The 18,077-nt window shown below is 65.6% G+C and carries 11 protein-coding genes; 8 read left to right on the forward strand and 3 right to left on the reverse strand.

The window, feature by feature from the left end; all coding sequences use genetic code 11:
• Positions 1-226 precede the first annotated feature (226 nt).
• From QZY07_RS04690 to QZY07_RS04700, 3 genes are all read left to right on the forward strand, one after another.
• Entirely contained in the window at positions 227-3,565 is a 3,339-nt protein-coding gene (locus QZY07_RS04690) for a CHASE domain-containing protein (protein ID WP_295400189.1), read from the forward strand.
• Positions 3,566-3,673: 108 nt separating this feature from the next.
• Positions 3,674-6,778, forward strand: a complete 3,105-nt coding sequence (locus tag QZY07_RS04695) for a diguanylate cyclase (RefSeq protein WP_295400191.1) — start codon at positions 3,674-3,676, stop codon at positions 6,776-6,778.
• Positions 6,779-6,870: 92 nt separating this feature from the next.
• A complete protein-coding gene (locus QZY07_RS04700) occupies positions 6,871-9,756 on the forward strand; it encodes a PAS domain-containing protein (protein ID WP_295400193.1) in 2,886 nt (961 codons plus the stop codon).
• Positions 9,757-9,914: 158 nt separating this feature from the next.
• On the opposite strand, the gene QZY07_RS04705 is transcribed toward QZY07_RS04700, so the two are convergent.
• Positions 9,915-10,679: a uroporphyrinogen-III synthase gene (locus tag QZY07_RS04705; RefSeq protein WP_295400195.1), complete on the reverse strand. Its 765-nt coding sequence runs from the start codon at positions 10,677-10,679 to the stop codon at positions 9,915-9,917.
• On the reverse strand, positions 10,676-11,599 hold the full coding sequence (gene hemC, locus QZY07_RS04710) for a hydroxymethylbilane synthase (RefSeq protein ID WP_295400197.1): 924 nt from the start codon (positions 11,597-11,599) through the stop codon (positions 10,676-10,678). Before hemC ends, QZY07_RS04705 begins: the two co-directional genes overlap by 4 nt.
• A gap of 376 nt (positions 11,600-11,975) precedes the next feature.
• On the opposite strand from hemC, the gene QZY07_RS04715 reads away from it, so the two are divergent.
• Both QZY07_RS04715 and QZY07_RS04720 read left to right on the forward strand, forming a co-directional pair.
• Positions 11,976-12,173: a hypothetical protein gene (locus QZY07_RS04715; protein ID WP_295400199.1), complete on the forward strand. Its 198-nt coding sequence runs from the start codon at positions 11,976-11,978 to the stop codon at positions 12,171-12,173.
• Entirely contained in the window at positions 12,142-12,567 is a 426-nt protein-coding gene (locus QZY07_RS04720) for a DUF2335 domain-containing protein (protein WP_295400200.1), read from the forward strand. Before QZY07_RS04715 ends, QZY07_RS04720 begins: the two co-directional genes overlap by 32 nt.
• Positions 12,568-12,755: 188 nt before the next feature.
• Here QZY07_RS04720 and QZY07_RS04725 read toward each other — a convergent pair whose 3' ends face one another.
• On the reverse strand, positions 12,756-13,460 hold the full coding sequence (locus QZY07_RS04725) for an NRDE family protein (RefSeq protein ID WP_295400202.1): 705 nt from the start codon (positions 13,458-13,460) through the stop codon (positions 12,756-12,758).
• Between the two features lie 81 nt (positions 13,461-13,541).
• Between QZY07_RS04725 and QZY07_RS04730 the strand changes: the two genes are divergently transcribed.
• The 3 genes from QZY07_RS04730 to odhB are packed head-to-tail and all read left to right on the forward strand — an operon-like array spanning position 13,542 to position 18,013.
• On the forward strand, positions 13,542-13,850 hold the full coding sequence (locus tag QZY07_RS04730; protein WP_295400204.1) for a hypothetical protein: 309 nt from the start codon (positions 13,542-13,544) through the stop codon (positions 13,848-13,850).
• A gap of 45 nt (positions 13,851-13,895) precedes the next feature.
• Complete coding sequence (locus QZY07_RS04735) at positions 13,896-16,763, forward strand: 2-oxoglutarate dehydrogenase E1 component (protein ID WP_295400206.1); 2,868 nt, start codon at positions 13,896-13,898, stop codon at positions 16,761-16,763.
• Entirely contained in the window at positions 16,760-18,013 is a 1,254-nt protein-coding gene (gene odhB, locus QZY07_RS04740) for a 2-oxoglutarate dehydrogenase complex dihydrolipoyllysine-residue succinyltransferase (RefSeq protein WP_295400208.1), read from the forward strand. Before QZY07_RS04735 ends, odhB begins: the two co-directional genes overlap by 4 nt.
• The last annotated feature ends 64 nt before the right edge of the window (positions 18,014-18,077 follow it).

Below are 18,077 nucleotides of genomic sequence, written 5' to 3' on the forward strand. Positions count from 1 at the left end.
GGGAAACCATTGATGGTCTAAGTGCCATTACAAACATTTGAGCGCCACTGTACTAGTCACAGACATGGAGGACACAGGTTCGACTCGCGTTACACGCAGCGGAATCCTGTTCAACCGATCTTCTTTGGCATGGCGATACATTTTCCAGGTAACCCAAAGTCAAACCTTGGATAATGTCGGGCACCATTGAGCAACAGCAACCCGCGAGGCGGAGCCCTCTTCTGGCATGCCGCTGAGCGACCACCACTTCAGACGCGTCGAAGACACCGAGATCGTTAAGGAAAACAGCGGAGCCAAGCGGTTACAACGGCTCCTGCACCATCGGATCACCGCTTGGGCCATCCTGGCGTTTTCACTACTGCTCACGGCATTGGCCTGGTCGATCTCGGTGCATGCCATCCGCGCGAAGGCCGAACAGCGCTTTCGCTTCCAGACCGAGGATATCGTGGCGGCCATCGCCAAACGTCTGCTCACCTACGAAACCGCTCTACGCGGCGGCGTGGGTCTGTTCAATGCCTCGGAAGATGTCACGCGCCAGGAATGGCATCGCTATGTCTCCGGTTTACGGCTCCAGCAGAATTTTCCCGGTATTCAGGGGCTCGGTTTCAGCCGGATGCTGTCGCCGGACGAACTTGAGCGCCACCAGACGGAGGTGCGCGCCGAGGGCTTCCCCGACTATGCGATTCGCCCGGCGGGGGAACGCGAGACCTATAGCGCCATCCTCTACCTGGAGCCCTTCGACTGGCGCAATCGGCGCGCCTTTGGCTATGACATGTTCTCCGAGCCGGTGCGCCGCGCGGCCATGGAACGCGCGCGCGACTCCGGCGAGCCCGCCATTTCGGGACGGGTGACGCTGGTCCAGGAGACCGCTGAGGATGTGCAATACGGCTTTCTCATGTACATGCCCCTGTATGAGAAAGACCAGCCGCTCACCACCACCACGGAGCGCCGCGCGGCGCTGCTCGGTTTCGTCTACAGCCCCTTTCGCGTCAAGGATTTCCTGCACGGCATCCTGGGGGCCGATCAGGGCGGGATCGATCTGGAATTGTTCGACGGCGCGACCCCCTCGCCCGCGACCCTGCTGCTGCACAACCGGCCCGAAGCGACGCTCGACGCATTGAGACCGACGGCGTCCGGCGAACGGTCCGCGCTGGTGCGGGTGCCCGCCGGCCAGCACCTCTGGACGCTGTCGCTCCATACCCTCCCCGGTTATCTGTCCGGCGCCGACGCCTCGCAACCCCTGATCGTCGCGGTCGGTGGGGTCATCATCGATACCTTTCTGTTCATCATCATCGCCTCCATCAGTCGTCAGCAGCGGTCGGACGAACGTCTGTCGCGCCAGTTGCGCGAGCAACTCGACGACAGCGAGGCGCGTTACAGCGCCCTGTTCAAGAGCGCCAGGGCCGTCATGCTCCTGATCGATCCGGAGACCGGGGACATTCTCGACGCCAACCCCGCCGCCGAGCGTTTCTATGGCTACGATCAGCTCCGCCGGATGCAGATCCACGACATCAATCCGCTGCCGCCGGACGAACTCCAACGCGAGATGCGGCGCGCGCGGCAGGAACAGCAGGAGGTGTTCCTCTTCTCCCATCGCCTGGCGAACGGGGAGCTGCGCCGGGTCGAGGTGCACTCCGGCCCCTTCCGTTATGGAGGTCGGTCGGCGCTCTATTCCATCATTCACGACGTGACCGAACGGGAACGCATCGCCGCGGCGCTCCTGGCCAGCGAACGCCGCTATGCCGAGGTGCTCGCGATCACCGGCGAAGGAATCTGGGATTGGGACATCCTCGCCAACCGGGTGACGCACAACCGGCGCTGGCTCGAAATCCTTGGCAGCGAGAACCTGGTCGGACCGCATCCGGTCGAGGAGTTTGCCGACTGTTTGCATGAGGATGACCGGGCCGCGGTGCTGGCGGCGATTCAGGAGGCGCTGGCGGGACGCGCTCCCTATGTCCATCAGCATCGGATGCGTCGAGCCGATGGATGCCTCATCTGGGTGCTCGATCGCGGTCAGGTGGTGGAACGTGACGCCGATGGCGCGCCACGGCGCATGCTGGGGAGTCTGGTCGATGTGACCGAACGGATGGAGCACGAACTCGTCCTGAAAACCGAGCGCCAACGGGCCGAGGCCGCGAATGTCGCCAAGAGTCGCTTCCTCGCGACCATGAGCCATGAGATCCGCACCCCGATGAACGGGATCCTGGGCATGGCGCAACTCCTCTTGATGCCGCAACTCGCCGAGAGCGACCGCCTGGACTATGCCCGGATCATCCTCGACTCCGGCCAGACCTTGCTGAGACTGCTCAACGACATCCTCGATTTCTCCAAGATCGAAGCGGGCAAGGTGCGGCTCGACCCGGTTGCGTTCCGACCCAATGACCTGCTCCAGGAGACCCAGACGCTGTTCAGCGCCGCCGCCAGCAGCCAGGCGTTGGCACTGAAACAGGACTGGCGCGGACCGGGCGACCAGGGCTACCGGGCCGATTCGCATCGCCTGCGCCAGATGCTGTCCAATCTGGTGGGCAATGCGATCAAGTTCACGCACCAGGGCGGCATCCGTATCGAGGCGTCCGAGATCGCGCGGGATGACAGGACCGCGCTGCTCGAATTCGCGGTCTCCGATACCGGCATCGGGATCGCCGAGCAACAACAGGCGCTGTTGTTCCAGCCCTTTTCGCAGGTCGACAGTGCAACCACGCGACACTATGGCGGCAGCGGTCTCGGGCTCTCGATCGTGCGCAGCCTGGCCCGCTTGATGGATGGCGAGGTGGGCGTGGACAGCCAGGCGGGAACGGGATCAAGATTCTGGTTTCGCATTCGGGCGGACCTCGTGGCCAAGACGGAAGATCCCCGTGGCGTTGATCCCTCTCCCGCCGCGCGCCCGGCGCGGTTCAGCGCTCAAGTGCTGGTGGTCGAGGACGACCCGGTCAATCGCCAGATAATGCAATCCCTGCTCAACCGGCTTGGGGTGACCGTGACGCTGGCGGAGGACGGCCAGCAGGGTCTCGTCGCGGCCACGACGCGAGAGACCGGCACGCCGGACACGGCGCCCGATCTCGTGCTCATGGATTGTCAGATGCCGGTGCTGGACGGCTATGCCGCCACGGCGCGGATTCGACACTGGGAACAGGAAAACGCCCAACCGCATCTGCCAATCATCGCCTTGACCGCCAATGTCTTCGACGACGATCGGCGGCGTTGCCTCAACGCCGGCATGGACGATTTTCTCGGTAAGCCGGCCCTGCTCGACGACCTCGTGGCCCTGCTCGACCGCTGGCTGCCCGCGACCGAGGCGTCCGCGACCACGGCGGCGCGTCCGGACGGGGTCGACCAACCGGCGGATCTGGCACGGGTGACGGGTCTCCTGGCGGAGTTGCGACCCTTGCTGGAGCAGCACAAGTTCGATGCGCTCGCTTGTTGCAAGGACTTGGAGGATGCTGTGGCGGGCACTCGTCTGGCGGCGGTTGTCAACGGGATCGGCGCGCCACTGGCCAGCTTCCGATTCGATCTGGCGCTTGAACAGTTGCGCCGTCTTGCTGAAGCGGAGGGCTGGGAGTGCTGATCCATAACAGAGCGGTCAGCGTCTTAAACCGCGCCCAGAGCGGTATGCGATGGTTCCGGATTGCATCGGCTTCGGCAGACTCAACGATGGTCGGAACTGGCGCGGTGTATGAGCGATCACCTCGCAAAGCAATGGCTGGCCGCTGGCCGCTGGCCGCTGGCCGCTGGCCGCTGGAGGCTCAATGACATGAACGCGCCACGCCCCCGCATTCTGGCCATCGACGACACGCCGGCGAATCTCCTGACCTTGGGCGCCGCGCTGTCCGCGGACTTCGAGCTGCGGATCGCCACCTCGGGGACCGAGGGTCTGGAACTGGCGATCGCCTCGCCCCCCGACCTGATCCTGCTCGACGTCATGATGCCCGGCATGGACGGGTTCGAGACCTGCCGGCGACTCAAGGTCAATCCGGCGCTGCGGGACATCCCCGTGGTCTTCGTGACGGCCCTGACCGAGTTGGACGCCGAGGCCAGAGGCTTGAGCGGCGGCGCCGCCGATTACATCCTCAAGCCGATCAACGTCGGCATCGCCCAACAGCGCATTCGCAACCTGCTGGAGCGCGAAGGACTGCGCCGGGAGATCGCCGCCCACCGCGACCTGCTCGCCGCGCGAATCGCGGATCTGGAGCACTCCGAGCGCCGCCTGGCTCAGAGCGAGGAACAGGCCCGACGCCTGCTGCGACAAAACCAAGCCTTGCTGGATCACACCTTTGTGGGGATCTTCTTCGTCCAGGATCGCCACTTCATCCACGCCAACGGCTACGCCGAGGCCCTGTTCGGCTACGCGCCCGGCGAACTGAATGGCGTCTCCACCGAGGTGATCTATCCTGATCGCGCGGCCTATCTGGCGCTCGGCCAGCGTGCCTACCCGCTCATCCAGCGGGGCGAGAGGTTTGCCGGCGAGGTGGAACTGGTCCGTCAGGGTGGCCACCGCTTCTGGTGTCTGATGCGCGCCCAGGCGCTGGTGCCAGAGGAACCACTGTCAGGGTCCGTCTGGATCCTGGAGGACGCGACCGCGCGGCGCGCGGCGCACCGGGCACAGGAAGAGGCGGCCGAGTTGTATCGGGCCATCTTCGCGAGCCGCAACCTGATCAAGATCCTGGTCGATCCGGACGACGGGCGCATCCTCGACGTCAACCAGGCCGCCGCCGACTTCTACGGGGTGTCCCGCGAAATCGCGCGACAGCGTTACATCTGGGACTACACGGCCACGCCCCGCGCGGATCTGGAGGTCTTGCTGTCCGATCTCGCGGCCGGGCGCGCGGAGGTGTCGACCGCGCGCACGGTCTGGCATCGGCAGGCCGGCGGCGCGCTCTGCGAGGTCGAGATTTATCTGGATCTGATCCGCCGCGACGACCGCTCTCTACTGCTGGCGACCGTGCTGGACCTGACCGCCCGCCGAACCACCGAGGCCGCCCTGCGCGACAGCGAGGAGCGCCACCGCTCGGCGCTGGCGGCGCTGGCCGAGGGCGTCGCGGTCTATGATCGCGCGGGCCGCCTGATCACCGCCAACCCCGCCGCCGCACACATCCTGGGGGTGAGCACGGACGAGTATTGGGAGCGCGGCATGGACGATGGACACTGGTGGATCATCCAGTCCGATGGCACCTCCTTCCGCGGCGACGACTGGCCCGCGGTGACGACCCTGCGCACCGGGATCGCGCGGCGCAATGTGGAGATGGGCGTCGTCCAGCCCGACGACAGCCTGACCTGGCTGCTGGTGAGCAGCGAGCCGATTCGCGACACGGTCAGCGGCGAGGTCCAGGCCGTAGCGGTGTCCTTCACCGACATCACCGCGCGCAAGGCGAGCGAGGCGACGCTGCAACGCAGCGAGGCGCGCTTTCGCTCGCTCTTTACCGCGTCGCGGGTGACGATGCTGCTGATCGATCCCGCGACCGGCGCGATCCTCGATGCCAACCCCGCCGCCGCCGCCGATTACTACGGCTATGCGCTCGAACGGCTGCGCGCCATGCGGGTCAGCGACCTCAACACCCTGCCCCCCGAGCAGATTGCCGAGAAACTGCGTCAGGCCGACCGGACTGGCACCGGGCATTTCCTGGTGCCCCATCGTCTGGCCAACGGCGAGGTGCGCGACGTCGAGGTCTACTCCGGACCGCTGGAACTGGACGACCGCACCTGTCTGCTGGCGGTCGTCCACGACATCACTGACCGCCGCCACGCCGAGGAGGCGTTGGTGGTCAGCCTGGAGGCGCTACGGCGTCACGATCAGCAGATGATCCAGCTCAACCGCCTGAACGAACGGCTGCTGTCCTGCGAGACCCGCGACGAGGCCTATGCCGTCATTGCACGAAGCGTCGGAGACCTGCTCTCCGGCCGGAGCGGTGCGCTGGCGATCATCGACGCGGCGGACGCCACGCGCCTGCGGGTCGTGGCGACCTGGGGCGATCTCCAGGACTTTCCGGACAGCTTCCCGCTGGACGACTGCTGGGCCATGCGGTGTGGCAGCTTCCACGAGGTGACCGGTTCCGCCACCCCCACCCAATGCCGGCACTTTCTTCACGCGCCGCCCAGCGCCTATTTCGGCGTGCCTCTGACCGTGCGCGGCGAGACGCTCGGTCTGCTGCATGTCAACCTCCCCGACGTCCTCGACGAGGAGCAACACCAGGAACTGCACAACATCACCCTGGCGGTCAGCGAGTCGATCAAATTGGCGCTGTCGAACCTCCGACTCCAGGAAGAACTACGCGAGGCAGCGATCCGCGACCGGCTCACCGGACTCTTCAACCGTCGTTATCTCGACGAGACCCTGCCGCGCGAACTCCATCGCTGTCAGCGCCAGGGTCAACCGCTGGCGACGGCGATGCTGGACGTGGACCATTTCAAGCGTTTCAATGACCACTATGGTCACGACGCCGGCGATGCCGTGCTGCGGGCGGTGGGCGATCTGCTCAACCGTTCGCTGCGAGTGGGCGATCTGGCCTGTCGCTATGGCGGCGAGGAACTGACCCTGATCCTGCCCGACGCCACCGCCGACGCGGCCGGGGCGCGGCTGGACCGGCTGCGCCGAGACATCATGGCACTGCGCGTCCTCTATCAGGGCGGGGAATTGCCGGCGGTCACGGTCTCCATCGGCATCGCCGCCGCCCAGGCCGGGGAACGGGACGCCACCGCCCTGTTGGCGCGGGCCGACGCCGCGCTCTATCGCGCCAAGGCCAGCGGGCGCAACCGGGTCGAGGTCGCGGGGGGGGATTCCTAAGGGAGCAAGGACGACGACAAGGACAACGACAACGACAACGACAACGACAACAAGGACGACAACGATTGCATTCTTTTGTTAGGGTCATCTACATGACGTCAGCAACCAGTCCCGCCGCTCCGCTCCCCGATCTCCATCAATGCGACGCCGAGCCGATCCATGTCCCTGGCTCGATTCAGCCCCACGGGGCGCTGCTCGCCCTGCATGGGCCGGGGCTGCGGATCACCCAGGTGTCGGCCAGTTGTCAGGATCTGCTCGGGATCGCAACGTCCGATCTGCTGGAGCATGACCTGGCGGATGTGCTGGGAGATTCCCTGGCCGATGGCGTCCACCTGGCACTGCATCGCTACCGGGAGCGGCCGCTGACCCTGGCCGCCTTCGACTGGCGCCCCGCGACAGGCAAGCAGGGCTTCACCGGCTATGTCCATCCGTCCGGGGCCGCGACGATCCTGGAACTGGAGCCCGTCCCGGCGGCATCTCCCGCCCTCGGTCAGGCGCTGGTCCAGGCCGTGCGGGAGTCCGACCTGGTGCACCTGCAAACGGCGCTGCCGGCCAAGCTCCAGACCGCCGCCACCCTGTTCCAGCGCCTGACCGGCTATGATCGGGTGATGATCTATCGTTTCCATCCGGACTGGCACGGCGAGGTGGTCGCCGAGGCCCGCGGCGAGGGGTTGAAACCCTATCTGGGACTGCACTTTCCGGCCTCCGACATCCCGGTTCAGGCGCGCGCGCTCTATCTGACCAGCCCGACGCGCGTCATCGTCGATATCGACTATACCGCCTCGCCGCTGCTGCCGGCGCAGAACCCGGTCGGCGGACCGCCACTCGACCTGTCGCTCAGCCTGTTGCGCAGCGTCTCGCCGGTGCATCTGGAATATCTGCGCAACATGGGGGTATGCGCCTCGCTGACCGCCTCGCTGTTGTGCGATGGGCAACTCTGGGGGTTGATCGCCTGCCATCATCTGACCCCGCTCCAGGTCTCGGGCGAGATCCGCGAACTCGCCGGCTGGATAGCGCGGAATCTCGCGGACCAGATCGCCCTGCTGGAGACGCGCGAGCGCCAGCGCCATGCGACGCAACTCAAACACTGTCGTGACCACATCATCGGCGTCCTGCGCCAGGGGCGGCGGCTGTCTGAGCTGTTGCAAGGGGCGGAGCGGGAGTCGCTCCTCAACGCGCTCGGGGCCGGCGGCGTGGCCCTGATTCATGGCGCGGAGGTCGCTACCGCCGGCGTGACGCCCGCGCCGTCGCGCATCCTCGACCTGGTCGCGCGGTTGAGCGCCCTGCATGCGGACAGCCCCTCTCGCCTGTTCGCCACCGATTGTCTGAGCGCCCACCTGGAAGACGCGGCGGACCTGACCGCCACCGCCGCCGGGGTGGTGCTGTTCCCGCTGGACGCCACCAAGGCGATCCAACTGATGTGGTTTCGCGACGAACAGTTGCGTCATGTCGACTGGGGCGGCAACCCCGACAAGGCGATGGACCGGGCGCCGGACGGACGCTTGAGTCCGCGCCGCTCGTTCGCCGCCTGGAGCCAGTTGGTCCGCGCCCACAGCCGCCCCTGGAGCCCGGAGGAGCTGGACTCCGCCCGCGAGCTCGCCGCGCTGATCGACATCGAGTCGCAGCAGGTGGCCGAGGAGGCCAGGAAGGCGCAGGAAATCCTGCTCAAGGATGTCCTCGATTCGCTGACCGCCCATATCGCGGTCCTCGATCGGCGTGGGGCGATCACCCTGATCAACGCGAACTGGCGGCGTTTCGCCGAACAGAACGGCGGCGACGATGCCTGCCTGGTCGGCGCGAATTATCTGACCATCTGCAACCGCGTGGTCTCCGGTCAGGACGGCTTGGAGGCGCAGGCCGCCCTGCGGGGGATTCAACAGGTGATTGCGCGGGCCAAAGGCGCCTTCACCCTGACCTATCCCTGCGATTCGCCGACCGAGCCCCGTTGGTTCGAGATGCGGGTACTGCCGTTGAGCGGCCCCCAACCGGGCGCGCTGATCGCGCACGAGGAGATCACCGCTCGGATGCTGGCGCAGTTGGCCCTGCAGGCGAGCGAGCAGCAACTGCAATGGGTGCTGGAGGCCGCCAACGACGGTTTCTGGGACTGGGACATGATCGGCGGCGAGGTGCTGTTCAGCGATCGCTGGGCCGAGATGCTGGGTTATGCGCCGGGCGAGATCGAGCCGACCGTCCAGGGTTGGGCGCAACGGATGCATCCCGACGACCTGCCACGCTGCGAGACGGCACTGCAAGCGCATCTGTTCGGCGAGACAGCGCGTTACGAGTGCGAACACCGTCTGCTCACCAGGGATGGCGAATGGCGCTGGATGCTGGGACGCAGCAAAATCATCGCGCGGGATGCCCAGGGCCAGCCGTTGCGCATGGTTGGCACCATCACCGACATCACCGACCGCCGCCGCGCCGAGGAGGCGCTGCGGACCAGCCTCGACGAGGTCAGTCGGCACGATGCCCAGATGATCGCGCTCAACGAGATGAACGATCTGCTACTGTCCTGCCTGACCAACGAGGATGCCTATCCCATCATCGCCCGGAGCGCGCAGACGCTGTTCGCGGACTTCGCGGGCGGCTTGGCCGTGATCGATGACTCGGGAGCTTTGCGTCGGGTCGCCGCCTGGGGTCATCCCGACAGCCTGCCCCCTGCTTTCGCGCTGAACGATTGCTGGGCCTTGCGGCGCGGTCAACCCCATGCCGTCACCCCGGACAATGATGAAATCGCCTGCCGTCATTTCCCGGCCGAGCCGCCGCTCGCCTCGCTCTGCATCCCGCTGAACGTGCGTGGCGCCACCCTGGGCCTCTTGCATCTGAGCGCCAGCGAAGCGCTCACGCCAGCACGGTTACAGGACTTGCGGAGACTGGCGGCCACGGTCAGCGAATCCATCAAGCTTGCCCTGTCGAATCTCCGGTTGCAGGAGAGTCTCCAGCATCCGAGTCCGACGGCCGCGATCCGCGACGCCTGATCGCCGAGAGATTCTCCGGAGATCCGGACGATGGCAGGTTCGTCGGTCCGCGTCTCGGGACAAGGAAGGCGTGGCGGCGTGGAAAGTGTGCGGAACTGGAAACAGTTTTTTGACCTTTGCCGCGCCGCGCCAGGTGTCGCGGATCGACCTGCCCGGACTCAACCGGCGCCAGCCAACTCGCCAAGCGCCTGGACGATGGCGGCGTCCTCCGCCCGCTCGGCGACCTTGACGGTCTGGAAACCGACCCCGCGCGCCGTCTGCTCGGTGCGCTCGGCGATGACGACCAAGGGCGTGGCGAGCAGGCGTTCGCGACCCGCCGGTCCGAGCATCTCGACCAGATTCAGCAGCACCTCGTCGCTGGTCGCCATGACGAGATGGACGTCCTCCGACCAGCGCGCCAGCAGGGGCGCCGGATCCACCCTCGGGCGCATCCGCCGATAGACCTCGGCGAACCGGACCTCGGCGCCGCGCGCGGTCAGCGTCTCCGCGAACAGCCCGCGCCCGCCCTCGCCGCGCACGATCAGCACCCGGCGACCGCGCATGTCGGCCAGCTCCGGCATGGCCAGGAGCGCCTCGCTCTCGTAGCGGTCGCTCGGCACCAGATCCGGCGCGCGACCGGCTGCGGCCAGAACCTTCGCCGTACCCCGACCAACCGCCGCGATCCAGGTGACCCGCGACCAACGGCCGTCCGGAACCAGCGCGAGCGCCTGCTCCACCGCGTTGGGGCTGACGAAATACAGCAGATCCCAGGCTTCGGCCAGGAGCGCCGCCGCGTCGGCGTCCGCCGTCGGCGCGATGGCGATGGTCGGAAAGCGGATGGCCCGCCCGCCGGCCGCTTCGATCAGTTGGCAGAGACCGTCCGCCTGAGCCGCCGGGCGCGTCACCAGCACGCCGCGGCCGGCAAGATCGCCGTGGCCGCTCATTCCTGGAGCGCGCTCAGAATCGCGCCGGCGCCCTGCGCGAGCAAGTCATCGGCGACCTGGGTGCCGATGTGATCGAACTCGGCCCGCGGTCCCACGAATTCGGCCCGCAGCACCAGTTTTCCATCCGGGCTGCCGACCAGTCCGCGCAGCAGCAGACGCTCGCCGTCGAGGGTAGCGTGACCGGCGATCGGCACCTGACAGCCGCCGTGCAGACGCGCGTTCATCGCCCGCTCGGCCAGCACCCGGTCGGCGGTGTCGGGATGATGCAGGGGAGCGATCAGGTCATTGACGCGCGGATCGTCGCAACGGCACTCGATGCCGATCGCGCCCTGCCCGATCGCCGGCAGACTGAAGGCCGGTTCGATGCGCGCGCGGATCCGCGACTCGAACCCGAGACGCATCAGCCCGGCGGCGGCCAGGATGATGGCGTCGTACTCGCCCGCGTCGAGCTTGGCGAGACGGGTGTTGACGTTGCCGCGCAGCGGTTCGATGCGCAGATCGGGACGACGGTCGGCGATCTGGCACTGACGGCGCAGGCTGGAGGTGCCGACGCAGGCGCCCTGGGGCAGCGCGTCCAGATCCGGGTAGACGTTCGAGACGAAGGCGTCGCGCGGATCCTCGCGTTCCATGACCACCGCCAGATGCAGCCCCTCGGGAAACTCCACCGGGACATCCTTCAGCGAGTGCACCGCGATATCGGCCGTGTCCTCAAGCATCCCCTGTTCCAGTTCCTTGACGAACAACCCCTTGCCGCCGACCTTCGCCAGCGGCGCGTCGAGAATCCGGTCGCCCTTGGTGCTCATGCCGATGATCTCGATAGCGAGATCGGGATAAAGCCCCTTCAGCAGGGCGGCGACGTGCTCGGCCTGCCACAGGGCCAGGGGAGACTTGCGGGTGGCGATACGAATGCGGTTCGACATGTTGGATCCTGGAGAGCAAATCAGAGTGAAAAACGAGTCGCGACGATAGCCAGCCACGCCAATGACCGCAAGCGCCTTCGTTACCATCCCGCGACGCGCGGTTGGCACTCGGGCATCGCGTCGAGCAACTCCACCAAGTCGGAACCACAAGAAGAACCGGATCATAACGCCCACCAGCACAGGATCACACATCGGCTTGCGTTGCTGCGCGGTCTGACCATCAACCCGCAGCATGGCGACGGAGCGGTGGCGCTGGGTGGAACCTTCTTGGTAATCTCTCGTCTCACCAAGCGAAACAATGACTTATAAAAATGCAGTTAACACAACATTTTGTGCTTGCACAATATGTTTCAGACAATATATTGATACCATACTTATGAACAAGCATCTCAAGCACTTTCTGAAGGGCGTCGGGAGCGTGATGGACATTGCGCCCGCGTCCAACTTTGACCGCTTCGTCCCGCGACGGACGGAAAACGAGATGCTGCGCGCCGACCTGAATCGCATCGGTAGCGATATGAAGCGGGTATTGGAGGCGCAACATGTCAACACCCCGCCGCAGCTCCGGAAATAACCCCGTTAGAGGGGGCGGCGAGCGAAGGGTTGAGGTTGCAGTTGAACACCAGACCTTTTCGGGGCCGCTGCCGCATCCGGCCATCCTTCAGCAGTACAACGACATCCAGCCGGATTTCGCGGAACGCATCCTGAAGCTGACCGAGGCGGAAGCGGCCCACCGTCATGACATCGTGCGGCGGGCGATGAGGCTCAATGCCATCGAGACCTTTTTGGGCCAGATTTTCGGGCTGACGGTCGCGCTGGCTGGCTTTGCGACCACGGTGTGGCTGGGGCTGGCCGGGCAGTCCGACACGGCGTCCATTGTTGGTGGAACAACGGTGGTGGGACTCGTGACGGTCTTTGTGACTGGCAGGCGCGGGCGACCGCAAGAGAACGAGGAGACGGACCGCTGATCTGCTCATCGCGTCGCCAGTCCCTTGGCAGACAACGCATCATAAACCCACCCGTTCATGGTTCGACCCCTCGACAGGCTCAGGATTCGCCACGAACGGCTTCAGGGGGGCATCACTGCTCATGACACCACTGCTCATACAGTGACGTTCAAACTGAGAATTGCTGATTGGGCTGCGTCCAAACTTATTTATAACGGCGCGAGCCAAATCTCCCGCAACGCATCCCGATCCGAACCGCCCTCGGCCTGGAGCCAGATGGGCCGGCTGTTGAATCCGGGAAAGGCGGGGAGCGCAATCAAGGCGCTTGAGCGCACGCCGTCGCCATCGAGACGCGCGAGTACCTCGCGCCAGCCCGACCAATCGCCCTGCTCGGGGTCCGGCACCGCCGCCGCCTTAAACCAGGAGAGACAGTCGGCGATCCAGGGATGAGCGGGATCGTCCAACTCGGTCTCGGCCAGCAGATGCCATCCTGGCGGGATCGGCTGGACACGAATCGGACCCGGATCGCCATGACGGACCCAATAGGCCGCGCGGGGATCGGCCACGAGCAGATTGAAGGGCCGATAGGCGTCCGGATGCAAATCGGCGAGCGCGCCGGCCGCCTCGCTGGCCTCGGCATGGTCCAGCGCTTCCAACACCAGTTCGCCACGGCTGCGCTGGCCCGATCCGGCATGCAGCGTCTCCGCCCGCTCCACCAGCGCGGCCACCACGCCATGATCGTTCAGGCCAAGCCAGCTTCCTTCGGTCCGCGGGTCGAAGGTTGCGATGACCTCGGGACGATCAGGCCAGTGGCGAGCGGGTGGCAGCGCGGCGCGCGCTGGCATTGCATCACGGCGAGCGGCCAACAGGAACGGCCAGGGATGACCTGGGCGGCGCAGAATCACGATCGGCATGGGTAAAAATTCCCTGAAAACACCTGACACCTGACATCTGACAACCATGCTGGGCAGGAATTAGGAATCGGGGACTGGAAAATGGACCGCGTCCTAACCCAAATCGCTAAAGCGGCGCTTGAGCTTCAGGATCTTGCTTGCCACTGTCTTGTGCAAAAAATTAAACGCCTTGCGCTGCGCCACCCGGTTATTCGTGTTGGCTTCCCCGATCAGCTCGATGCGGGCCTGAAAATAGGCCATATCCGCCTCAAGTCGGGCGAGACGGACCCGCTGACGCTTGCGCTCGTCGAATTCGGCGGTGGAGTCGTTCTTGTCCACAATGCTCGCTATTTGTGCACCGACACCACCGAGACCGGCGGCGTGTTCAGGATTGTGGAGAATATGATATAAATTCGCGTTCTAAAAACAAAATCACCCATTCAGCCAAACCCAAGCATGAGCGCAATCCTAGAATCGTTTCGGAGTTCCGGCGCCTTGTATGGCGGCAACGCGGATTTCATCGAGGATCTGTACGAGCGCTATCTCGCCGATCCCGACAGCATCGACCTAGCCTGGCGGGTGCGTTTCGACGATATGCGGCTACCGGCCGCCAACGAGGCCGCCGAAACCCCACATGGTCCGGTCCGCGAGAACTTCATGCGCCTGGCCCGGGAAAGCCGCTCGCGCGCCCGCGCGCGCTCGACCGAGCATCTCGAACCCGCCGCCGCCGAGAAACAGTCCGCGGTGCTGGGCCTGATCACCGGCTATCGCTACCGCGGCCATCAGGTTGCCAACCTGGATCCCATCCATCTGCGCGAGACGCCCCGGATCGCCGACTTGGACCCGGCCTACCACAACCTGGAACCGAACGATCTCGACCTGGTCTTCCACACCGGCTCGCTCTACGCGCCCGACCGCATGACGTTGCGCGACATCATCGCGATGGTCGATCAGACCTACTGCGGTACGGTCGGCTCCGAATACATGCACATCACCAGCACCCCGGAGCGACGCTGGATCCAGAAGCGCCTCGAAGGCTATCGCGCCACGCCCGAACTGGACGATGCCGATCGCCGCTGGATCCTGACCCTGCTGACCGCCGCCGAGGGGTTCGAGAGCTATCTGCACCAGCGCTACGTGGGACAGAAACGCTTCTCGCTGGAGGGTGGCGACGCGCTCATCCCGCTGCTTGACGAACTCATCCAGCGCGCCGGGCGCAAGGGTCAGCAGGAAATTGTCATCGGCATGGCGCATCGCGGACGCCTGAATGTGCTGACCAACCTCTTCGGCAAACCGCCCACCGACATCTTCGACGAGTTCGAGGGTCGGATTCACATGGACTGGCGCAAGATGGCCGGCGATGTCAAATATCACCTGGGCTTCGCCACCGACATCGAGACCCCCGGCGGCATCGTCCATCTGGTGCTGGGCTTCAACCCCTCGCACCTGGAAATCATCAACCCGGTCATCGAGGGTTCGGTGCGCGCCCGTCAGCGCCGCCGGCTCGACCGCGCGGGGGATCAGGTGCTGCCGGTGCTGATCCACGGCGACGCGGCCTTCGCCGGCCAGGGCGTCGTCATGGAGACCCTGCAACTCTCGCAGACCCGCAGTTATTCGACCGGCGGCACCGTCCACATCGTCATCAACAACCAGATCGGCTTCACCACCAGCCACCCCCTGGACGCGCGCTCCAGCGCCTATTGCACCGATGTCGCCAAGCTGGTTCAGGCGCCCGTGTTCCACGTCAACGGCGACGACCCCGAGGCGGTGATTTTCGTCACCCGCATGGCGCTGGATTTCCGCAACCAGTTCCACAAGGACGTGATCATCGACTTGGTCTGCTACCGCCGTCTCGGCCACAACGAGGCCGACGAACCGGCCGTGACCCAGCCGATGATGTACGCCAAAATCCGTAATCACCCGACCCCGCGCGCCGTCTATGCCGACCGGCTCGTCGCCGGGGGAATCATCGAGAAGGGCGTGGCGGACGCCATGATCGCCGACTACCGCGATTCGCTCGAACAGGGCGTGGTGGTCGCGCGCCCGGTGCTCTGCGGTTTGGATAACCTCTATCGGGTCGACTGGGGTTTCTGTCGGGGCACCAACTGGGATCAGGAGCTGGACACCGGCGTCCCGCTCGCCAAACTCCAGGCGCTCACCGAAGCCATGCTGCGGCTGCCCGAAGGCTTCGCGCTCCATCCGCGAGTCGAAAAGCTGTGGGACGAGCGGCGCAAGATGGGCCAGGGCGATCAACTCCTAAACTGGGGCTTCGCCGAGAATCTGGCCTACGCGACCCTGCTCGACGACGGCATCCCGGTGCGTCTATCCGGGCAGGACGTGGGGCGTGGCACCTTCGTCCACCGGCACGCCAAGATCCACGATCAACTGACCGGCGACTCCTACACCCCGCTCCAGCATCTGAGCGACCGGCAGGGTGCTTTCATCGCCATCGATTCCATCCTCTCCGAGGAGGCGGTGCTCGGCTACGAATACGGCTTCGCCACCGCCGAACCCACCGCGCTGACCCTGTGGGAGGCGCAGTTCGGCGATTTCGCCAACGGCGCCCAAGTCGTCATCGATCAGTTCATCACCTCCGCCGGAACCAAATGGGGCCTGTGCTGCGGGCTGGTCATGCTGCTGCCGCACGGTCTCGAAGGCCAGGGAGCGGAACACTCCTCGGCCCGCATCGAACGCTTCCTGCAGCTCAGCGCCGAACACAACATCCAGGTCTGCGTGCCCACCACCCCGGCGCAGATGTTCCATCTGCTGCGCCGCCAGATGGTGCGCGACTATCGCAAACCGCTGATCGCGATGACGCCCAAGAGCCTGCTGCGCCATCGGCTGGCGGTCTCCGCGCTGGACGAACTGGTCAGCGGTCAGTTCCAGACGGTCCTCCCGGAGATCGACCCCATCGACCCCGCCGGGGTGGAACGGCTGATCTTCTGCTGCGGCAAGGTCTATTTCGACCTGCTCGAAGCGCGCCGTGCCCGCGGTCTGACCAATGCGGTCATCATCCGTCTCGAACAGCTTTACCCCTTCCCCGCCGAACAATTCGCCGCCGTGATCGACGGCTACGGGGCGACCGAGGAGATCGTCTGGTGCCAGGAAGAACCGCAAAACCAAGGCGCCTGGGACCAGATCAAGCATCGCTTCCACAACCTTATCCAAAGCGGCAAACGCCCCTATTATGTCGGCCGCGCCAGTTCCGCGGCCCCCGCCGTCGGCCATCGCGCCGCCCATGTCGAGCAGCACGAACGACTGATCGACGAAGCCCTGACCGGCCAATTCAACCCGAAAACGAACAAAAGGATCCCCACGCAATGAGCCGCGAAGTCCGCGTCCCCGCCCTCCCCGAATCCGTCGCCGACGCCACGGTCGCGGCCTGGCACAAACAACCCGGCGATCAGGTTCGCGAGGGCGAGAATCTGGTCGATCTGGAAACCGACAAGGTCGTGCTGGAGGTGCCCTCCCCGGTGGATGGCGTGCTCGGCGCGATCCAGGCCCGCGAGGGCGATCTCGTGCAGGCCGACGCCCTGCTCGGGCTGATCGAGTCCGGCGCGCGCAAGGCCCCCGGCACACCGCGTCCCAGCGTCGCGCCGCCTTCCAGCAGGGCGCCGCTCGAATCCGTTGCCCCCATGAACTCGCCGCCCCAGCGACCGCGACCAGGGCAGGTGATCGCCCCCGCCGCCCGCCGGCTGGTCAAGGAGATGAACCTGGATCCCCAGCAGATTCCCGGCAGCGGCAAGGATGGGCGGATCCAGAAAACCGACGTGGTCGCCTGGCTGGATGAGCGCGAACAGGCGGCGCCCGAACGCGACCCGGACGCGCTCGCCCTGACCGAAGCGTCCGTCCCCAGCCTGACCGGCGAGGCCGGACGCCCCGAACAGCGGGTACCCATGACCCGTCTGCGCGCGCGCATCGCCGAGCGGCTGGTCCAGGCGCAGCAACACGCCGCCCTGCTGACCACCTTCAACGAGGTCAATCTGCGGGCGGTGCTGGACCTGCGCGAGAAATACAAGGGACTGTTCGAGACCCGTTATGGCACGCGCCTGGGCTTCATGTCCTTCTTCGTCAAGGCGGCGGTGGACGCGCTCCAGCGCTTTCCCGCCATCAACGCCTCGGTGGACGGCGACGACATCGTCTACCACGGCTATTTCGACATCGGCATCGCCGTCAGCTCGCCGCGCGGACTGGTCGTGCCCACCCTGCGCAACTGCGACCAGTTGAGCATGGCCGACATCGAACAGGGCATCGTCGACTTTGGCCAGAAGGCGAAAGACGGCAGCCTGAGCTACGAGGAACTCACCGGCGGCACCTTTTCCATCACCAACGGCGGCGTCTTCGGTTCCCTGCTCTCCACGCCCATCCTCAACCCGCCGCAGAGTGCCATCCTTGGCATGCACAAGATCCAGGAGCGTCCCATCGTGGAGAATGGCCAGATCGTCATCGCCCCCATGATGTATCTGGCCCTGACCTATGATCATCGGATCATCGACGGCCGCGAGGCGGTGCAGTTCCTGGTGGCGATCAAGGAGATTCTGGAAGATCCGGCGCGGTTGCTGTTGCGGGTGTAGCGGGAGGAACGCATGAGCACCGTTCTTTGGGCGAACCATCTCCTCAACAATGACGAGGTGGCAT

The sequence above is a fragment of the uncultured Thiocystis sp. genome (assembly GCF_903866365.1).
Classification (GTDB): domain Bacteria; phylum Pseudomonadota; class Gammaproteobacteria; order Chromatiales; family Chromatiaceae; genus Chromatium.

What these genes read in the sequence shown, in the direction of transcription:
- QZY07_RS04690 (WP_295400189.1), top strand. Translation starts at nt 227, where the DNA reads ATGCCGCTGAGCGACCACCACTTCAGACGCGTCGAAGACACCGAGATC.
- QZY07_RS04695 (WP_295400191.1), top strand. Translation starts at nt 3,674, where the DNA reads ATGAGCGATCACCTCGCAAAGCAATGGCTGGCCGCTGGCCGCTGGCCG.
- QZY07_RS04700 (WP_295400193.1), top strand. Translation starts at nt 6,871, where the DNA reads ATGACGTCAGCAACCAGTCCCGCCGCTCCGCTCCCCGATCTCCATCAA.
- QZY07_RS04705 (WP_295400195.1), bottom strand. Translation starts at nt 10,679, where the DNA reads ATGAGCGGCCACGGCGATCTTGCCGGCCGCGGCGTGCTGGTGACGCGC.
- hemC (WP_295400197.1), bottom strand. Translation starts at nt 11,599, where the DNA reads ATGTCGAACCGCATTCGTATCGCCACCCGCAAGTCTCCCCTGGCCCTG.
- QZY07_RS04715 (WP_295400199.1), top strand. Translation starts at nt 11,976, where the DNA reads ATGAACAAGCATCTCAAGCACTTTCTGAAGGGCGTCGGGAGCGTGATG.
- QZY07_RS04720 (WP_295400200.1), top strand. Translation starts at nt 12,142, where the DNA reads ATGTCAACACCCCGCCGCAGCTCCGGAAATAACCCCGTTAGAGGGGGC.
- QZY07_RS04725 (WP_295400202.1), bottom strand. Translation starts at nt 13,460, where the DNA reads ATGCCGATCGTGATTCTGCGCCGCCCAGGTCATCCCTGGCCGTTCCTG.
- QZY07_RS04730 (WP_295400204.1), top strand. Translation starts at nt 13,542, where the DNA reads ATGGACCGCGTCCTAACCCAAATCGCTAAAGCGGCGCTTGAGCTTCAG.
- QZY07_RS04735 (WP_295400206.1), top strand. Translation starts at nt 13,896, where the DNA reads ATGAGCGCAATCCTAGAATCGTTTCGGAGTTCCGGCGCCTTGTATGGC.
- odhB (WP_295400208.1), top strand. Translation starts at nt 16,760, where the DNA reads ATGAGCCGCGAAGTCCGCGTCCCCGCCCTCCCCGAATCCGTCGCCGAC.